The sequence below is a fragment of the Psychromonas sp. SA13A genome, assembly GCF_011378715.1.
Taxonomy (GTDB): domain Bacteria; phylum Pseudomonadota; class Gammaproteobacteria; order Enterobacterales; family Psychromonadaceae; genus Psychromonas.
Window position 1 is genome coordinate 54,581 of sequence record NZ_WTKU01000005.1, and the last position, 18,117, is coordinate 72,697.

General features: G+C 37.2%; 18 protein-coding genes and 7 tRNA genes. 12 read left to right on the forward strand and 13 right to left on the reverse strand.

What is annotated here, in order from left to right; translation table 11 throughout:
* Positions 1–111 precede the first annotated feature (111 nt).
* From GQR44_RS06660 to GQR44_RS06715, 12 genes are all read right to left on the reverse strand, one after another.
* Positions 112–1,386, reverse strand: coding sequence for a uracil-xanthine permease family protein (locus GQR44_RS06660; protein ID WP_166370543.1), 1,275 nt, complete (start codon positions 1,384–1,386; stop codon positions 112–114).
* 122 nt (positions 1,387–1,508) lie between these two features.
* Positions 1,509–2,135, reverse strand: coding sequence for a uracil phosphoribosyltransferase (gene upp, locus GQR44_RS06665; RefSeq protein ID WP_166370545.1), 627 nt, complete (start codon positions 2,133–2,135; stop codon positions 1,509–1,511).
* Positions 2,136–2,321: 186 nt separating this feature from the next.
* Positions 2,322–3,539, reverse strand: a complete 1,218-nt coding sequence (locus GQR44_RS06670; RefSeq protein WP_166370547.1) for an ammonium transporter — start codon at positions 3,537–3,539, stop codon at positions 2,322–2,324.
* A gap of 788 nt (positions 3,540–4,327) precedes the next feature.
* Positions 4,328–4,416 (reverse strand) — tRNA-Tyr (locus GQR44_RS06675).
* Between the two features lie 136 nt (positions 4,417–4,552).
* A tRNA-Tyr gene (locus tag GQR44_RS06680) sits at positions 4,553–4,638 on the reverse strand.
* Positions 4,639–4,720: 82 nt separating this feature from the next.
* Positions 4,721–4,809: transfer RNA gene (locus GQR44_RS06685), tRNA-Tyr, on the reverse strand.
* An 83-nt stretch (positions 4,810–4,892) separates the two neighbouring features.
* Positions 4,893–4,968 (reverse strand) — tRNA-Asn (locus GQR44_RS06690).
* A gap of 67 nt (positions 4,969–5,035) precedes the next feature.
* Positions 5,036–5,111 (reverse strand) — tRNA-Asn (locus GQR44_RS06695).
* Positions 5,112–5,170: 59 nt separating this feature from the next.
* A tRNA-Asn gene (locus GQR44_RS06700) sits at positions 5,171–5,246 on the reverse strand.
* Positions 5,247–5,382: 136 nt separating this feature from the next.
* Positions 5,383–5,458 (reverse strand) — tRNA-Asn (locus tag GQR44_RS06705).
* A gap of 371 nt (positions 5,459–5,829) precedes the next feature.
* Entirely contained in the window at positions 5,830–6,588 is a 759-nt protein-coding gene (locus GQR44_RS06710; RefSeq protein WP_166370549.1) for a DUF3379 family protein, read from the reverse strand.
* The gene (locus GQR44_RS06715) at positions 6,581–7,144 is read right to left on the reverse strand and encodes a sigma-70 family RNA polymerase sigma factor (RefSeq protein ID WP_166370551.1); all 564 of its coding nucleotides are present in this window, start codon (positions 7,142–7,144) and stop codon (positions 6,581–6,583) included. Before GQR44_RS06715 ends, GQR44_RS06710 begins: the two co-directional genes overlap by 8 nt.
* A gap of 208 nt (positions 7,145–7,352) precedes the next feature.
* Between GQR44_RS06715 and GQR44_RS06720 the strand changes: the two genes are divergently transcribed.
* From GQR44_RS06720 to GQR44_RS06735, 4 genes are all read left to right on the forward strand, one after another.
* Complete coding sequence (locus GQR44_RS06720) at positions 7,353–7,613, forward strand: DUF2282 domain-containing protein (protein WP_166370553.1); 261 nt, start codon at positions 7,353–7,355, stop codon at positions 7,611–7,613.
* 144 nt (positions 7,614–7,757) lie between these two features.
* Positions 7,758–8,588, forward strand: a complete 831-nt coding sequence (locus GQR44_RS06725) for a DUF692 domain-containing protein (RefSeq protein ID WP_166370555.1) — start codon at positions 7,758–7,760, stop codon at positions 8,586–8,588.
* On the forward strand, positions 8,581–9,384 hold the full coding sequence (locus tag GQR44_RS06730) for a DNA-binding domain-containing protein (protein WP_166370557.1): 804 nt from the start codon (positions 8,581–8,583) through the stop codon (positions 9,382–9,384). The genes GQR44_RS06725 and GQR44_RS06730 overlap by 8 nt, the downstream gene beginning before the upstream one ends.
* Positions 9,381–9,824 carry a DoxX family protein gene (locus GQR44_RS06735; protein ID WP_166370559.1) on the forward strand — a complete coding sequence of 148 codons (444 nt, stop codon included), beginning with the start codon at positions 9,381–9,383 and terminating at the stop codon, positions 9,822–9,824. The genes GQR44_RS06730 and GQR44_RS06735 overlap by 4 nt, the downstream gene beginning before the upstream one ends.
* 212 nt (positions 9,825–10,036) lie before the next feature.
* Here GQR44_RS06735 and GQR44_RS06740 read toward each other — a convergent pair whose 3' ends face one another.
* The gene (locus GQR44_RS06740; protein ID WP_166370561.1) at positions 10,037–10,528 is read right to left on the reverse strand and encodes a hypothetical protein; all 492 of its coding nucleotides are present in this window, start codon (positions 10,526–10,528) and stop codon (positions 10,037–10,039) included.
* Between the two features lie 220 nt (positions 10,529–10,748).
* Between GQR44_RS06740 and ccoN the strand changes: the two genes are divergently transcribed.
* The 8 genes from ccoN to GQR44_RS06780 all read left to right on the forward strand — a co-directional run bounded on the left by ccoN (position 10,749) and on the right by GQR44_RS06780 (position 17,982).
* A complete protein-coding gene (ccoN, locus tag GQR44_RS06745; RefSeq protein WP_166370563.1) occupies positions 10,749–12,179 on the forward strand; it encodes a cytochrome-c oxidase, cbb3-type subunit I in 1,431 nt (476 codons plus the stop codon).
* A 12-nt stretch (positions 12,180–12,191) separates the two neighbouring features.
* The gene (gene ccoO / locus GQR44_RS06750; RefSeq protein WP_166370565.1) at positions 12,192–12,794 is read left to right on the forward strand and encodes a cytochrome-c oxidase, cbb3-type subunit II; all 603 of its coding nucleotides are present in this window, start codon (positions 12,192–12,194) and stop codon (positions 12,792–12,794) included.
* A 45-nt stretch (positions 12,795–12,839) separates the two neighbouring features.
* Entirely contained in the window at positions 12,840–13,031 is a 192-nt protein-coding gene (locus tag GQR44_RS06755) for a cbb3-type cytochrome c oxidase subunit 3 (RefSeq protein ID WP_028870405.1), read from the forward strand.
* Positions 13,031–13,987 carry a cytochrome-c oxidase, cbb3-type subunit III gene (gene ccoP / locus GQR44_RS06760; RefSeq protein WP_166370567.1) on the forward strand — a complete coding sequence of 319 codons (957 nt, stop codon included), beginning with the start codon at positions 13,031–13,033 and terminating at the stop codon, positions 13,985–13,987. The genes GQR44_RS06755 and ccoP overlap by 1 nt, the downstream gene beginning before the upstream one ends.
* 139 nt (positions 13,988–14,126) lie before the next feature.
* Complete coding sequence (locus GQR44_RS06765) at positions 14,127–14,603, forward strand: FixH family protein (protein WP_166370569.1); 477 nt, start codon at positions 14,127–14,129, stop codon at positions 14,601–14,603.
* A 1-nt stretch (position 14,604) separates the two neighbouring features.
* Positions 14,605–17,031: a heavy metal translocating P-type ATPase gene (locus tag GQR44_RS06770; protein WP_166370571.1), complete on the forward strand. Its 2,427-nt coding sequence runs from the start codon at positions 14,605–14,607 to the stop codon at positions 17,029–17,031.
* Entirely contained in the window at positions 17,028–17,315 is a 288-nt protein-coding gene (gene ccoS / locus GQR44_RS06775) for a cbb3-type cytochrome oxidase assembly protein CcoS (RefSeq protein WP_166370573.1), read from the forward strand. The genes GQR44_RS06770 and ccoS overlap by 4 nt, the downstream gene beginning before the upstream one ends.
* Complete coding sequence (locus GQR44_RS06780; protein WP_346774326.1) at positions 17,290–17,982, forward strand: sulfite exporter TauE/SafE family protein; 693 nt, start codon at positions 17,290–17,292, stop codon at positions 17,980–17,982. The genes ccoS and GQR44_RS06780 overlap by 26 nt, the downstream gene beginning before the upstream one ends.
* Positions 17,983–18,117: the final 135 nt, after the last annotated feature.

Genomic DNA, 18,117 nt, shown 5'->3' on the forward strand with positions numbered 1-18,117 from the left:
CTGATAATCAGCCTCTTTTTAGATGTAATATTTCATGCGATTACTTCATGCGACTAATTGTGAATAGCAATTGGAAGCACTTCAATACATGAATACTTAAACTATTAAAAACTACGCTCGGTGACGAGGTAATAATAAATTCAGTAAGATTGCCACTATACCGCAAAGGCTCACACCTTGCAGGCTAAAGGAACCAATACCAAGTGCCATACCACCAATACCAAACACTAAGGTAACTGAAACAATACACATATTACGTGGCAGTGATAGATCTACGCGATGGCGGATCATTGTATTTAAACCAACAGAAGCAATCGTACCAAATAACAACATCATGATGCCGCCCATGACTGCACCTGGTATGGTTTGTAATACAGCACCAAACTTACCAACAAAGGCTAATAAAATGGCAATGGCTGCAGCCCACATCATTATTTTTGGATTAAAGTTACGTGTTAACATGACCGCACCAGTCACTTCTGAATAAGTTGTATTAGGTGGACCACCAAATAACGAAGCAGCACTGGTCGCAATACCATCACCAAACAGAGTACGATGTAATCCTGGTTTTTTAAGGTAGTCTTTACCGGTGACGTTACTAATAGCAAGAATATCGCCCACATGTTCAACCGCTGGTGCTATAGCTACTGGGATCATGAATAATACAGCATGCCAATTCCACTCGGGTGTAACAAACTGTGGAACACTTAACCAAGCAGCTTCAGAAATCGCGCTGAAATCAAGAATACCGAAAAATAGTGATAATAAATAACCAACAATCACACCGCAAAAAATAGGTACTAATTTAAAGATCCCTCTTGCTAAGGTTGATACTAATAGTGTGGTAATTAAAGAAGAAAAAGAGATAATCATCGCGATATCTTGTTCAATTAATACCATACTTGCATCACCCGTTTTACCGAGCGCCATATTAACAGCAACAGGAGCAAGGCCAAGACCAATCACCATGATCACAGGCCCCACAACAACTGGAGGTAATAACCGATGTATAAAATCAACACCTTTAAGCTTCACTGCATAAGACATCAGCATATAAACAACGCCAGCAGCAAATAAGCCTGACATAGTCGCTGGAATACCCCAAGTTTGAACCCCATAGGCAATGGGGGCAATAAATGCAAAAGAAGAGGCTAAAAAGATTGGTACCTGTCCTTTTGTTACCAATTGAAACAAGAGCGTACCAATACCCGCAGTAAATAATGCGACATTAGGGTCTAATCCTGTGATCAATGGCATTAAGACCAACGCACCAAAGGCAACAAATAGCATTTGAGAGCCAGCAAGTAGTTGCTGAAATACATTAAGATTGGCTGTGATATCTTGCTCAGGCGGTTTCGATTGATGTTCTGAAGCAATTTCAGACATGAATAATTCCCTTTAATAATTTAAAATTGATAAATTCATTTTTTGAGCATGCTACTTTTGAAATATCCATCATAAAATGGAATCCAGTGAACATGCTCATATTTTATAAGGTGTAATTATGTTTATTTGGTACCAAATATTTTATCACCCGCATCACCTAGACCAGGTACAATGTAACCATGATCGTTAAGATGAGAATCTATAGAAGCCGTGTAAACTTCAATATCAGGGTGTTTTTCTTCCAGTGCTTTTAGACCTTCTGGTGCGGCAACTAAAATTAATACTTTAATATTAGTACAACCACTTTCTTTGATAAGATCCAAAGTAGAGATCATTGAACCACCAGTTGCTAGCATTGGATCAACGACTAATGCTAAACGTTGATCAATTTGGCTTACCAATTTTTGAAAATAAGGAACAGGCTCTAACGTTTCTTCATCACGATAAATACCCACCACACTTACTTTAGCACTTGGAATATAATCTAAAACCCCATCCATCATACCTAAACCAGCACGTAAGATAGGCACAACAGTAACTTTTTTACCTGCAATTTGTTGAACTTCTAACTCACCTTCCCAACCTTGGATTGTCACTGTTTCTAGCTCTAAGTCTTTAGTTGCTTCATAGGTTAATAAACTGGCAACTTCACGAGCTAACTCACGAAAACGTTTGGTGCTAATATCCGCTTCGCGTAATAAACCTAATTTATGTTGGATAAGAGGATGTTTTACTTCAACTACTTTCATGATATTTCTCCAAAAGGGTAAAATTTAAAATTGGCTGATAATAACAGCTCAATATATTAGGATAATGTTTTGCGTCATTATAAATTGAAAATGCGCAGTTGTTTTAAAAAATAAAAGATAAAGAATAAAAAATTTAAAAAAAAGGCTAAGAATCACTTCTTAGCCTTTTGATTGATAATCATATAATTAATTATTATTCAGGTTAGTGGCACCGATTTTATGAATGGCAACATCTGCGCCATTAAATTCATCTTCTTCACTAAGGCGTACCGGCATGATTGCATTCACCACTTTATAAACAATAAAGCCCCCCGTAAGCGCAAAAATAACACCAGCAATAGATCCAATAAATTGGCTCATAAAGGTTACCCCACCTAAACCACCGAAGCTTTCAAGGCCAAATATCCCCGCAGCGATACCACCCCATAACCCGCAAATACCATGTAAAGGCCATACACCTAAGACATCATCAAAACTTGAAAATTTACTTTGCACATAAGTAAATAGCCATACAAACAAACCACCAGCGACTAATCCCGTCATTAAAGCACCAATAGGATGCATTAAATCCGAACCTGCACAAACTGCGACTAAGCCAGCTAAGGGGCCATTGTGAATGAAACCTGGGTCCTTTTTACCAATTACCAATGAGCTAATAATACCGCCGACCATTGCCATTAAAGAGTTCATTGCAACTAAACCGCTAATACCTTCAATTGCCTGAGCTGACATAACATTAAAACCAAACCAACCAATAGATAATATCCAAGCACCTAATGCCAACAATGGAATGTTAGATGGCGCAAAAGCCACTACTTTGCCATTACGGTAACGACCATTACGGCTACCTAAAACAATAATAGCAGCAAAAGCAATCCATCCTCCAACAGCATGCACAACAATCGAACCAGCAAAATCATGGAAAGCTGCACCAAAATTAGCTGCTAACCAATCTTGAAAACCGTAATTACCGTTCCACATTAAACCTTCAAAGAAAGGATAAACAAGACCGACACAAAGAGCCGCTGCAATTAACATTGGATTAAATTTGGCACGTTCTGCAACACCACCCGAAATAATAGCCGGTATAGCTGCCGCAAAGGTCATTAGAAAGAAAAATTTAACGAGCTCATAACCATTATTTTTTGCTAAAACAGCGGCGCCATCAAAGAAAGTAACCCCATAAGCGAGCCAATAACCAAAAAAGAAATAGACTAGCGCAGACACGCCAAAGTCAGACATGATTTTAACCAAGGCATTAACTTGGTTTTTATGGCGCACGGTGCCTACTTCTAAAAAAGCAAACCCCGCATGCATGGCAAATACCATGATTGCGCCTAATAATATGAATAATGTATCTGCACTACTAATTAATGCAGTAACATGGTTTTGTACTGACTCCATAAAATCCCTCTCTAAAGTCCTTAAAAAAATTCAACAGAACCTTAACCGATCAGCCAGCTAGTTAACATATTTTTATGGCTATATTCGCTCACTTTTTAACCACAAATCAATATTAGTGATAAAAATAGAATAAAAAAACAGCTAAATAACGAACTTTATAAAAATAAGACATTTACTTCGCTTAAATTTATATTAAATAAATAATATCAACTCATAGAATTTAGACTATTCATGCTAAATATTAGTGTTTATTAGCTTAGAAATTTTATCAATAGTGCTTAGCAGTCAATACTGAGCGTAATGCCATTAAATCACCAATAAAATTGCAATTATTGCAGTGCAATTTTAAAGGCATCAACATGCAGCCAGATTAAATTGAGGGATGAAAAAATTAAGTATTTCCGCACCAAATAACAGCGCTCACATTTTGTTATCCACGGAGTTAAAAATGAGCTGTAAATTTCTCACTAAAAAACCTAAATACGAGTCTTTATAGAGCGAGCACTGAGATAAAGAAGGGCTAACTTTTTAAGTCGCCAAGTATGACTGCCTGAGGTTTATTACATTTGAAGCTCACCAAATATAGCCTATATGGCTGGACTTCAAACAATACAACTATAGCTTTTTTAAAGTTGCTCCTTCTACTGGATTTGAACCAACGGCACACGCTATGATTTATAAACAGGACAGTCCTTTGCTCTGCCAACTAAGCTAAAGAAGAATTAACTTTTTAAGTCACCAAGTTTAACAGCTTGTAGACTTGTTAAACTCGAAAGCTTAACTAAATATGGCTCCTCTTGCTGGGCTTGAACCAGCGACACACGCTATGCTTTATAAACAGGACAGTCCGTTACTCTGCCAACTGAGCTAAAGAGGAATTCCTTATTTTGCTAATGTATAAGTAGATCATAAATTTTAGGTAAAAAAAAGCCCGAACAATGTGTTGAACTGACCCCAAATAGTTGGACAACCAATTACTGAGGGTCAGTTCATGTTCAGGCTTTTTGATGTTGCTCCTCTTGCTGGGCTTGAACCAGCGACACACGCTATATTTTATAAACAGGACAGTCCGTTGCTCTACCAACTGAGTTAAAGAGGAATTGTTTTTTACCAGTCTATTAGACAAGCTATTAATTTTAGTCAAAAAAAAAGCCTGAACGATATGTTCAGGCTTTTTGATGTGGCTCCTCTTGCTGGGCTTGAACCAGCGACACACGCTATATTTTATAAACAGGACAGTCCGTTGATCTACCAACTGAGTTAAAGAGGAATTGTTTTTTTACCAGTCTATTAGACAAGCTATTAATTTTAGCCAAAAAAAAGCCTGAACAATAATGTTCAGGCTTTTTAATGTGGCTCCTCTTGCTGGGCTTGAACCAGCGACACACGGATTAACAGTCCGTTGCTCTACCAACTGAGCTAAAGAGGAATTAACTTTTTAAGTCACCAGGTTTTACAACTTGTAGACTTGTTAAACTCGAAAGCTTAACTGAATGTGGCTCCTCTTGCTGGGCTTGAACCAGCGACACACGGATTAACAGTCCGTTGCTCTACCAACTGAGCTAAAGAGGAATTGTAAATTTTAAGTCCTTCGACTCGTTATGCTCGACGTAATCGAACTTAACTAAATGTGGCTCCTCTTGCTGGGCTTGAACCAGCGACACACGGATTAACAGTCCGTTGCTCTACCAACTGAGCTAAAGAGGAATTGTAACTTTCTCACTGTAAAATATAAATACGGATTAACAGTGTCTCTGTAGCTCTACTAACCGAACCAAAGAGGAATTGTAAATTTTAAGTCCTTGGACTCGTTATGCTCGACGTAATCGAACTTAACTAAATGTGGCTCCTCTTGCTGGGCTTGAACCAGCGACACACGGATTAACAGTCCGTTGCTCTACCAACTGAGCTAAAGAGGAATTGTAATTTTCTCACTGAAAAATATAAATACAGATTAACAGTGTCTCTATAGTTCTACTAACCGAACCAAAGAGGAATAGAGATTTTTTTACTGTAAAATTTAAAAACTAATTAACAGTGCCTCTATCGTTCTTACTAACTAAACCAACGATGAGTTTTAATTTCAATTTGCTATCATATCAATTGATTTGTTAATTGATAGTGTAACTAAGATTTATTTTTTCAGTCTCGTTAAAGACGGGCGCAGTATATTTTTTGCGTTTCCGCATGTCAACAAAAAAGGGTGATAAAAAAATTGGTTGCTGATAAATCAAGCAACCAATGTTCGTTATTTGTTAATTAGCCCTTTTTCGCTCATAATTAAAGCAAATTAAATATCCCACTTAATACTGCCAGCTAACTTCTCTTTCATTACTTCAAGCGGCTCATCTGGTTCACCAACGATAACAAGGCTTGCCTTACCGATATGCTCTGAAATCCCTTTTAAGTGTTGATCTTTAAATGAAGAGGAAGGCATAAACCCAGCATCTTCAGGAACCACAAAAACAGTAACGCGTCCTTTTTCACCTTTTAATATCATATGTAAAGCTGAAGTCCCTTCAAAACTACAATAGTTAACAAATAATACTTCACCAAAATTATCCATCGCTTTAGCACCGTATACTGCTAATTTGGCATTGACTGTTTGTAAGGTTGCATTTTCATTTGCTTTTGCAGTTAAAAAATACTCTTGTTTGACATGTTGTAACGCAACACTACCAATATCTGAATGTGGCTTTACTAATGGCACCGTACTCACGGTATTAACAACCGCAGGCGAGTTCGTTAATTGTCCCATCATTGGCACACTAATACCGATCACAAACGCGATTGATGCTGCGATAGCAATATGCCAACGAGCACTGACCGTTTTATCATGTTCTAGAGCAAAACTTTGTTCTAGTAAGATTTTATCAGTGAGATCACTTGGTACATCAACTTGCAAACTATCTTTCAAGAATTTATCAAAGGCTTTTGATTCTTCAACCAAGTTTTTAGCACTATCAGAAGCTGCAGCTCGAGATAAAAATGCATCACTTTTATCGTTAGGTGTCGCTATCGCTGAGTGCCGGAATAAAATATCATCCATGCGCTTCTCCGTTATTATTAATTTCTACTTTTAGGTTGGTTTTGAGCAAGTTTTTTGCTCTAAATAACCGTGTTAGGACAGTATTTTTATTTAAGTCCAATTGAATAGCTATTTCTTCAGCGGTAAAACCAGCTATCAACTGTAATAGTAATGGTTCTTTATAGTCTGATGGCAAAGCTGCAATTTTTTGCTGAATTAACTCTTTATCATAGGGACTACTATTTTCTTCTGCTGCTATTTCATAATCATCAATATCCACTAAAGCCAGTTGTTTTCGCTCAAAACGTCTTGCATTTTCTCGTCTTAAAATCGTAAACAACCACGCTTTAGCTGATTTATCATCTAATAAGCTATCTATACTTTTCCATGCTCGCAGGCAAGTCTCTTGCACTAGATCTTGAGCAACCTCAGGATCTCGGCAAATCCAAAATGCATAACGGTACAAATCTGCACTATATACATTCACTAATGATTCATATCTTTTTTGTTTTCTGTCCATATCCTTATAGACCGTCGACGATGAACTTTTATTTCGTTTTGATGTAAAAAAATTCATTTGTTTCCTTAATTACTGATTTAGTCCTACACTCTTTAACTTTATGCTTGTGCATAAAACTATCGACGACATAGCTAACATTGAATGTTTATAAATTAATTTTATTATTTTTGAAATTTTTTTTACTTAAAGTCGGTATCTATTATTGGACACATCATTGAATCACGCAATGCGTGCATTTTTACATTAAATATAAAGGATCTACATTATGAAAAAATCAAATATAGCATTGGCAGCAACAGTTTCTTCTATTCTAGCTATCGGTACGCTAGTTTCTTCTCCAGCGATGGCGGCAGGTAAAGAAAAGTGCTATGGCGTTGCTGCAGCGGGTCAAAATGACTGTGCAACTAAATCAAGCTCTTGTGCAGGCACATCTAAAGTAGATAACCAAGGCGATGCGTTCATCGCAGTGCCAAAAGGTTTATGTGATAAATTATCAGGTGGTAGCTTAAAACCAATTGAAGGTTAATAATAGCACTTCATCAAGTTAAACCAGTCATTTCAGCTAATTTTGATTGTTAACTTTATTTTTTGACAATAAAAAGCTGCCATTAATACTACTCTGAAAGGAAGTGAGTAGTATTAATTTTTTACAAGGGTTTATGTGAATAATATGAGTATAACCAATGTAGGCATAGGTTTAAGAGCTGAACACTATCAAGAGATACATCAAACTTCACCTGCCATAGACTTTTTAGAGGTCCATAGCGAAAACTACTTTGATAAAAATTCGCTCAATTACTTTTATTTACAACAATTAAGTGAACAATATCCACTTAGTTTTCATGGAATCGGACTTTCCTTAGGTAGTGCAGAGGCTGTTTCTAAAAATCATTTAAAACAATTAAAAACACTAGTAGCAGAATTTAATCCTTTTTTAATATCAGACCACTTAAGTTGGAGTTCATGGCAAGGGACCTATTTTAATGATCTACTGCCAGTCCCTTACACAGAAGAAGCGCTATCTCGTTTTATTACCAATATCAATCAGGTTCAAGATCATTTACAAACACAAATAATCGTAGAAAACCCATCGTCATATTTAGAGTATAAAAATACTGATTATGATGAAGCGACTTTTCTTAATGAAATTAGTGAACGTACAGGTTGTGGACTGTTACTTGATATCAATAATGTTTACGTCAGTGCAACCAATAATAATTTTTCAGCACAACAGTACTTAGATGAAATTAACTTTAATAAAGTACAAGAAATCCACCTTGCAGGGCATATACGTAAACAATTTGCAGAAGGTGAGATATTAATTGATACGCACAGCAAATTAATCAGTGATCCAGTGTGGCAGCTGTACTCTGCAAATATTAATAAAATCAAAAATGCAGTCACTTTAATTGAATGGGATGCTGAATTACCAGCCCTTTCTGTACTATTAGGTGAAAGAGATAAAGCCAAACAATTCTTAAGAGAGGTTACTCATGATTAAACCTCCTAATCAAGACAACCTTGCCCCCTCTTCTTTAAACCTTAAACAGTTACAACAACAATTTAGTCAAAGTCTGTTGTATCAAGAATCTGATATCGCGTTGCAACTTAAAGAAAAACAAGGTTTTACATCTCAACAATTACTACAAATTCACCGCAACAATTTTGTGATGAGTGTAACCGAAAGTTTAAAAAGTACGTTCAAGTATACCGAGCAATTAGTTGGCGCAGATTTTTTTGACAGTGTCGCGAGACAATTTATTTTACGGCAACCACCGGCGATTAATAACATCATTGTTTACGGCGAACAATTTCCATTTTACTTATCAAATTTAACACAGCTAGCAGACATGCCTTACGTCGCAGAAATGGCAAAATTTGAATGGTTATATGAGCAATGCCAAAAAACAGTACAACAACCGATTGAGTTTGATCTGCAATCACTACAACAAGTTAATCCCGATGACTTTGAATACATACAATTTTCAATTTCATCGCATTGCCTAATTTTTGAGAGTTCACAAAATATAAACTTGTTGTATCAAATGCTAATTAATAACAATGTTGAAGCAACGAATTTAGATCAACCGTGTTACTTATTATTAGAAAAAGAACCTAACTTTACTATAAAAGTAACTGAGCTATCCAAGCAGCAATGGCAATTAATACAGCAACTACAACAGAAAATGCTACTTGGGGCATTGCAGCCAAGTATTTTACAGGAACAATTAAGTTATTTAATAACAACCAATTTAATTGGTGATTTTAGTATCGTTAAAGTTAAGGAGGACCAATGAATACATTAATTAATTATTATCAGCAAAGCGTGCAAGCATTGCTGCAATATATACAACCCTTAGTATTACTTGCAGCACGTTTATGGGTAGCCAGCGTATTTTTCAAGTCAGGCTATTTAAAGTTTACCACTTGGGACAGTACCCTGTATTTATTTGAAGAAGAATATCAAGTGCCCATTATTCCTTGGGAATTAGCCGCTTATCTTGGTACTGCAGCTGAATTAATATTGCCAGTATTTTTGGTACTAGGTTTGTTAACACGCCCAATGGCCGCTATTTTATTTGTATTCAACATCGTGGCAGTGATTTCTTACCCTGTAATTTGGGAAGGAGGATTCTTTGACCATCAATTCTGGGGAGCACTTATTTTAATGAATGTGATGTGGGGAGCAGGTAATATTTCATTAGATTATTTATTAAAGAAAAAAGCGAACGCTTAATAAGGCCATCAAGCCTTTGAACATGCACCTGCGTTTTAATTATTAGAAGCACACTCGTTTTAATAATTAAAGCTACATACATAACGTAAGGTAATGTTTGTAGCGGCCTTGTACAGATATTCTAGCTTGTGTCTGACAAGGCCTTTTACAAGTAGAGTGATAATATTTATTACTGAAAGCAATTCATTTCTAAATTCGCACAATAGATGCCATCATTTCACAATTAAAAAATCGTAATATAAATTAACCGGCTGACCATTAACCTCAACTACTATGTCAAGTCGCCATAGCATTTTATCTTCAGTACAAACACCTAACATGCTTTTTCCCGTCGATTGTTGTTTACCTGCTATATTAGTCGCTTCAGTAAATTTGATAGGTATCTTACCCATAAACATGGTTTTACCTATTATTTTAGCACTGCTTACCTGCCAGTTTTCAACCTTGCTTTCTAGAGTTAAGTGGAACCACTGCTCAGGGATAATCTTCCCGCCCTCTACAGATAAACTGAACGCCCCCCACAGAGAATTAAAAACACAGGGCTCAGAGAAATCACACAAAACCTCTTCAACCTTATCGCTCTGCACACTCTCTTCCTGATTTTTTTCAATAACAGGTGATAGTTCAATGGTTCTCCATATAAATAAACCAATTAGTAAGCTAAGCATAATAACTAATTGAATCAATCTGCTTTTTGTTAACATTGCAATTCCTTGTAAAAATAGTGGTTAACGCGCATTTTTTAACATATCCAGTAATTTTATTAACATTAAAGCAATGCAAATCTGTTCATTTTTTTAATTGTCGCGTAAACTTCCCGCCAAATATAGATGTTTTAAGTGATATTTTAAAATATTTATATTGAATACTTATTTTTACGTCATAACGAACGTACATTGTAAATACATGCATGGAATCAACACAATGACAACCGCAACCAATATTCAACCTGACTACAACATGAAAGTTGTTCGTCAGTTTACACTTACTACCATTCTCTGGGGTATCGTGGGCATGAGTGTCGGGGTGCTTATTGCAGCCCAACTTATATGGCCAGCTTTAAACTTTGATACTCCTTGGCTTACTTATAGTCGTTTACGTCCCCTTCATACTAATGCAGTTATCTTTGCATTTGGTACGTCTGCGTTAATGGCAACTTCTTTTTACGTTGTACAACGTACCTGTCAAACAAGATTGTTTGGTGGTCCGTTAGCCTCAATTGTGTTCTGGGGATGGCAGCTAGTTATATTATCAGCTGCTATTTCTTTACCGTTAGGCTACACAACTTCTAAAGAATATGCAGAACTAGAGTGGCCAATCGATTTGCTTATCACAGCTATTTGGGTTGTGTATGCCACTGTATTTTTTGGCACCATGGCAATACGTAAAACCTCGCATATTTACGTTGCTAACTGGTTCTTTGGTGCATTCATTCTAACCGTTGCGGTATTGCATATTGTTAATAGTATGGCAATTCCTGTTTCTATGTCATCAATGAAATCATACTCTGTATATGCAGGTGCAGTAGACGCCATGGTGCAGTGGTGGTACGGTCATAATGCCGTAGGTTTCTTATTAACGGCAGGCTTCCTAGGTATGATGTATTACTTCGTACCGAAACAAGCTAACCGCCCTGTTTATTCATACCGCTTATCGATCATCCACTTTTGGGCATTGATTGCAGTTTATATTTGGGCTGGTCCACACCACCTTCATTACACTGCTTTACCAGATTGGGCACAATCATTAGGTATGGTGATGTCACTGATCTTATTCGCTCCATCTTGGGGTGGCATGATCAATGGTATTATGACGCTATCAGGCGCGTGGCATAAATTACGTACAGACCCTATTTTACGTTTCTTAGTTGTTTCATTATCTTTCTATGGTATGTCTACCTTTGAAGGTCCAATGATGGCAATTAAAACAGTTAATGCCTTATCACATTATACTGACTGGACAATTGGTCATGTACATTCAGGTGCGCTTGGCTGGGTTGCAATGGTATCAATTGGTTCAATTTACCACTTGGTTCCTCGATTATTCGGTCAAAAAGGCATGTATAGCACTGCACTAGTTAACTTACATTTCTGGTTAGCAACTATCGGTACTGTTTTATACATTGTTGCAATGTGGATCTCTGGTGTAATGCAAGGGTTAATGTGGCGCGCTGTTAATGAAGACGGTACCTTAACTTATACCTTCGTAGAATCATTAGAAAAATCTTACCCGTTCTATACAATTCGATTTGTAGGTGGTGCGATCTTCTTAACTGGTATGTTTATTATGGCTTACAATACATACAAAACAGTTTCTGCTGAAGAAGGCTCTATCAAGCCTCAAGAACTAGGTTAGAGGGAGTTACTAATGAAACATGAATTTATAGAAAAAAACGTTGGTTTATTAGCTATTTTTATCATCATCGCGATTAGCTTTGGTGGTTTAGCTCAAATTACACCGTTAATATTCCAAAAAGAAACCAATGAGCCTGTGGATACTTTACGTCCTTACACCGCTTTAGAGATGGAAGGTCGTGATATTTATATCCGTGAAGGCTGTCATGTGTGTCATAGCCAAATGATTCGCCCTTTCCGTGCTGAGACTGAACGTTACGGTCACTACAGTATGGCTGGTGAGCATGTTTGGGAACATCCATTCTTATGGGGTTCTAAACGTACTGGTCCTGACTTAGCACGTGTTGGTGGTCGTTATTCAGATGCGTGGCATGAAGTTCACTTACTGAATCCTCGAGATGTAGTGCCTCAATCAAATATGCCTGGCTTCCCATGGTTAGCAACTAATTTGTTAACGGGTGAAGATACCGCTGCAAAACTGTCTATATTTAAAGACCATTTTAGTGTGCCTTATACTGATGATGATATTGCTGGTGCTAAAGCTGCTGTTGAGGGTAAAACTGAAATGCAGGCATTAATTGCATACTTACAATCACTAGGTCATGCATTTAAATAATAAAAATAGTGCCTAGCAATAGGCACTTCGGCTACTGGAGGCTATATGGATTTTGCAACATTTAACGGACTATATACATTATTCTTAATTATTATTTTCGTTGCGTTGATTTTATGGGCATACAGTAAAAAACAAAAACAGACATTTGAAGAAATGGGTAATTCTATTTTTGAAGATGATCTGGACTCAAAACAGTATGAAAGCACCTCAAGCGAACATACAGGAGCTAAAAAATAATGAGCATTTTTTGGACAATATGGATCTCAGCGATCACGTTAACTGTCATTATCGGTTGTGCAGTTCTTCTGAGAGCAGCGAATAAAAATAATACAGGCGTTAAAGAAGGCGATCCAATGCCTCATACCTTTGATGGCATTCAAGAACTTAATAATCCACTGCCTAAATGGTGGGTTGGTCTGTTTTGGTTTACGATTGTTATCGCGCTGATTTATTCATTCGCTTTCCCAAGTTATACCGCTAATTGGAATGGTTTATTAGGTTGGTCAAGTTCTGAGCAAAGTGTTAAATCAAAAGAAGAATCGGCAGAAGCAGCTGTGACATCGCATTCACAGTACCAGCGTGAAATGAATGAAGCAGAGATAAAATACGGTGAAGTTTTTAAAAAATTAGTTTATACCGATGCTGATACTTATAAAGATATTGAATTAATCGCTCAAGATCCTGAAGCAGTAAAAGTAGGACAACGTTTATTCTTACAAAACTGTGCCCAATGCCATGGTTCAGATGCCCGTGGTGGTAAAGGTTTTCCTAACTTAACTGATAATGATTGGTTATATGGTGGTGAAGCACTTACTATCAAACAAACACTAATGCATGGTCGTAATGGTGTGATGGTTGCTTGGAAAGATATCTTAGGTGAAGATGGCGTTAAAGAAGTCGCTACTTATGTATTACAACTAAGTGGTCGTCGTGTAAATGATCTTGACGCGCAAGCTGGTAAAGAACGTTTTGTTGTTTGTGCAGCATGTCATGGTGCAGATGGTACGGGTGGTCAAGCATTCGGAGCACCTAACCTAACCGATAAAATTTGGTTGTACGGTGGTTCACGTAAAGCTGTTGAAGATACTATTCGTAACGGTCGAAATGGTGTGATGCCAGCATGGGGTGAAGTACTAGGAGAAGATAAAGTACATCTTATCTCTGCTTTTGTTTACTCTTTATCTAATAAATAAATAGACAACAAATTAACCTATAAACTAGGTTAATAAAATAAAAAGCCTCGTTTTATCGAGGCTTTTTTATAGCTAAAATTTACTGTAAATGCTAGATTATCGCCCATCAAGTCCCCCTTTTTTAATAACAGGAACAACCATGCAAACAAAAGAAAAAAAATCTTGGTTTAAACAATTTTGGCCTTGGTTTTTAATTATTTTACCATTGGCAGCGGTTGTTGCCGGGCTCAGTACACTAATGATTGCCTCTGACAATAAGCCTGAAATGGTTATCGATGATTACTACAAAACAGGTAAAGCAATCAATGCCGATTTAAGTTTACTTAAAAAAGCCAAAGAGTTGGGCATATCTGCTATTGTCGAACAGCAACAAGATGGATTATTAATTACCTTAACTGGTTTAGACAGTAATACATCAATCAGCTTTTCACTCTTTCATTCAACCCAAGCTAAGCGCGATAAAATAACCATGCTTACAGCGGCCGCTGATGGTAGTTATCACTTTGAAACCGATCAAGCGTTAGATGGTAAGTGGACACTACGCTTAGAGCCTTTTGATAAAAAATGGCGCTTGCAAAAGTCAGTAAAATTTCCAAATGCTAAAATAGCACTATAAAATGCAAAGTGTCAGTCAGTGCTTTCACTGTGGAGAGCCTAACCCAAACAATACGCCTTTCAAGGTAACCATTAACGGCGTACAACAAAAAATGTGCTGTCCCGGCTGTGAAGCTGTAGCACAAACCATCGTTGACAGTGGGTTGAGCTCTTATTATGAACACAGAACAGAAGTAGCAAGTAAAGGGGAATCACTGATCCCTGAAGAGCTACAACAGCTCGAACATTATGATATTGAACAAATTCAATCGGACTTTACAAAATCAACGGGGTCAAGCACTGAAATAACCCTAACCATAGAAGGTATAAGTTGTGCAGCCTGTGCTTGGTTAATTGAAAAACAACTTCGTTTTTTACCCGGGCTGGTTTTTGTCAATGTGAATACCACCTTAAATCGTGCAGTTATTCGATGGGATAATGAACAACTTGTTTTAAGTAAAATTTTACAACAAATCCAAAAAATTGGTTATAAAGCGTACCCCTTCCAAGTCAATCAGCAAGAACTTTTTTATACTCAACAAGTAAAGTCTTATTTACGTCGTTTAGGTCTTGCGGGCTTAGCCACCATGCAAGTAATGATGTTTGCGATTGCTTTATATGCGGACTTTTTTTCCGGTATGGAAGAAGAATTTATTCACTATTTTAGATGGGTAAGTTTTATTTTAGCGACCCCCGTTCTGTTATACAGTGCTCAACCTTTCTACGCCAATGCATGGCGTAATATTCGTAATAAAACATTGGGCATGGATATTCCTATTTCAATTGCATTGTTAGGTGCTTATAGCGCGTCTGGTTATGCAACAATTATGGGCCGTGGAGAGGTTTATTTTGAATCTGTTTCTATGTTTACTTTTTTACTCTTATTGGGGCGACTACTAGAGTTAAGGGCGCGTCGTAAAGCATCAGAAACCAGCAGTAACTTATTGCGTTTGTTACCCGCCATGGCGACATTATTAGAAACAAATAATGGCGAGGCGATACAACAATTAATACCCGCGAAGACGTTACAACCAGGGCAACATATATTAGTTAAGCCTGGAGAAACGATTGCTATTGATGGAAAAATTATTGATGGACAGAGTAACATCGAAGAATCCATGTTAACTGGTGAGCATTTACCTGTATTTAAAAAGTCACAGGATAATGTTTATGCTGGTACGGTTAATATCAACGGCATTCTGACCATTGAAGTAATTAAAGTCGGTAACAACACACTTATTTCTGACATCATAGCATTACAAAATAGTGCTCAATTGTGTAAACCACGTATTGAAGTAATGGCAGACACAGTGTCTCGTTATTTTGTTGGTGCATTGTTAGTGACCGCTACTCTCACTTATATTGGCTGGAGTATCATTGATTCAGAACAAGCTTTTTGGATCACCTTATCAGTCTTAGTAGCAACCTGCCCCTGTGCATTATCGCTCGCGACCCCCACTGCACTGACCTGTGCTACAGCTCAATTAAACAAACATGGCATTCTCATCAAACAGCACCATGTGTTAGAAACGGTTAATAATATTAAACATGTTGTATTGGATAAAACGGGCACATTGACACAGGGTAACTTTAAACTCTTAAATACCCATATCCTCAATCATAAGTGCTTTCCAAAATCGGTTAATCAACAACAAATATGTATCGATTTGGCAGCTAATTTAGAAGTTAATTCAGAACACCCTATCGCGATTGCTTTTACACAATTACAAAGTCAGAAGTTGTCACTAAACAACATTAAAAATATGCCAAGCCAAGGTATGCAAGCAACTTGGAGCCACCTACAAGAAGAACATAATATTAAGTTAGGTCATGCTAAGTTTTGTAAAGTAGAGCATGCTTTATCGAGCCAAGAGTTATTGATTTATTTAACTATTGATGACCAATTAGCAGCGATATTTGAGTTGGGAGATCAATTACGAGATTCTGCGGCGGGGCTAATAAATTTTTGCCAACAAAAACATTTAGATGTCACCATGTTAACCGGTGACATTTCTAACAAAAGTGAAGAAGTAGCTAAGCAATTAAATATTAAACATGTTGTAAAGGGTGTCAGCCCACAACAAAAATTAGCTTATATTCAAACATTACAACAATCACAACCAGTAATGATGATTGGCGATGGAATCAACGATGCTCCGGTATTAGCTGGCGCTCATGTTTCAGTTGCACTTTCTAGTGGTACTGATATTGCAAAAAATAGTGCAGATGTGATCCTACTCGGCTCAGATTTACAGAAGATAAGCTTATTAACAACGAACGCTAAAAAAACGACAACCATTATTAAAGAAAATCTCGGTTGGGCAATCGGCTACAATATTATTATTGTTCCACTTGCCATCATGGGCTTAGTTCCCCCCTATGTAGCAGTGTTAGGTATGTCCTTTAGCTCTCTAATTGTAGTGAGCAACTCTTTAAGGTTACTAAAATGAGTATAATTTATGTGTTGATACCGATTGCCATGATCTTTGTTGCAATCGCTGTACTGGTCTTTTTTTGGGCAGTAAAATCTAATCAATATGATGATTTAGATAGAGAAGGTGTAAATATTCTTTTTGATGAAGATATGACCCCGAGTAAAACTTCACAAGCAGACCTTACTGATACAGAAAATAGTGAACAGAGTACTGAAAACAACGCGCCAATGAATACAACGATAAGCGCAACGATAAGTACGGCGAAGAAAAAAAGTGGTAAACGTTCCGATGCTCGTTAATGACTTTTTCAGCGCCTTCTTAATTGGAATTTTAGGGGCAGGACACTGTATCGGCATGTGCTCAGGTATTGCTAGTGCCTTAAGCTTTTCAATCAGTCCTACACAAAAAAATGGATTGTTATCATTACTCTTGTATAACCTAGGCCGCATTAGCAGTTATTCTATTGCTGGGTTTATCTTTGCTGCAAGTAGTAGTGTCCTCATCATCTGGATGGGTGGTAAAGAATCACTTATTTATCTGCGCATCTTTGCCGCAATAATGATGTTATTACTGGCATGTTATATTGCACGCCTATGGAATGGACTGATAATTGTAGAAAGAGCTGGGCAATTAATATGGCGTTTCATTAAACCGCTGCCACAATATTTTTTACCCCTTAAGCACCCTCTTTTAGCATTTCCTCTGGGTTTTTTGTGGGGTTGGCTACCCTGTGGTTTAGTTTATTCTACTTTGGTCTGGGCAATCAGTACCGCGGATGCCGTCAATGGCTTTTTAATAATGCTAGGTTTTGGCCTTGGTACTTTACCAGCCATGATGTTGGTTGGCTCATTAAGTCATCGATTAAAAACGATCCTCAACAAGCAATGGTTTAGGTATAGCAGCGGGCTTATACTTGCCCTATTTGCCTTACAAACACTGTATATTGCCTACAAACAATTAAGTTGATCTGCATCGGATTAGGTAGAGATTCATCACAGCATCGATTAAGACAAGCCTTTATGTAGCTTTAGGTATTCAAAGTCACTTTATAATAACCGCTATAAGATGTTATAATTGATTGAAATCAACAAATTTAAGAGT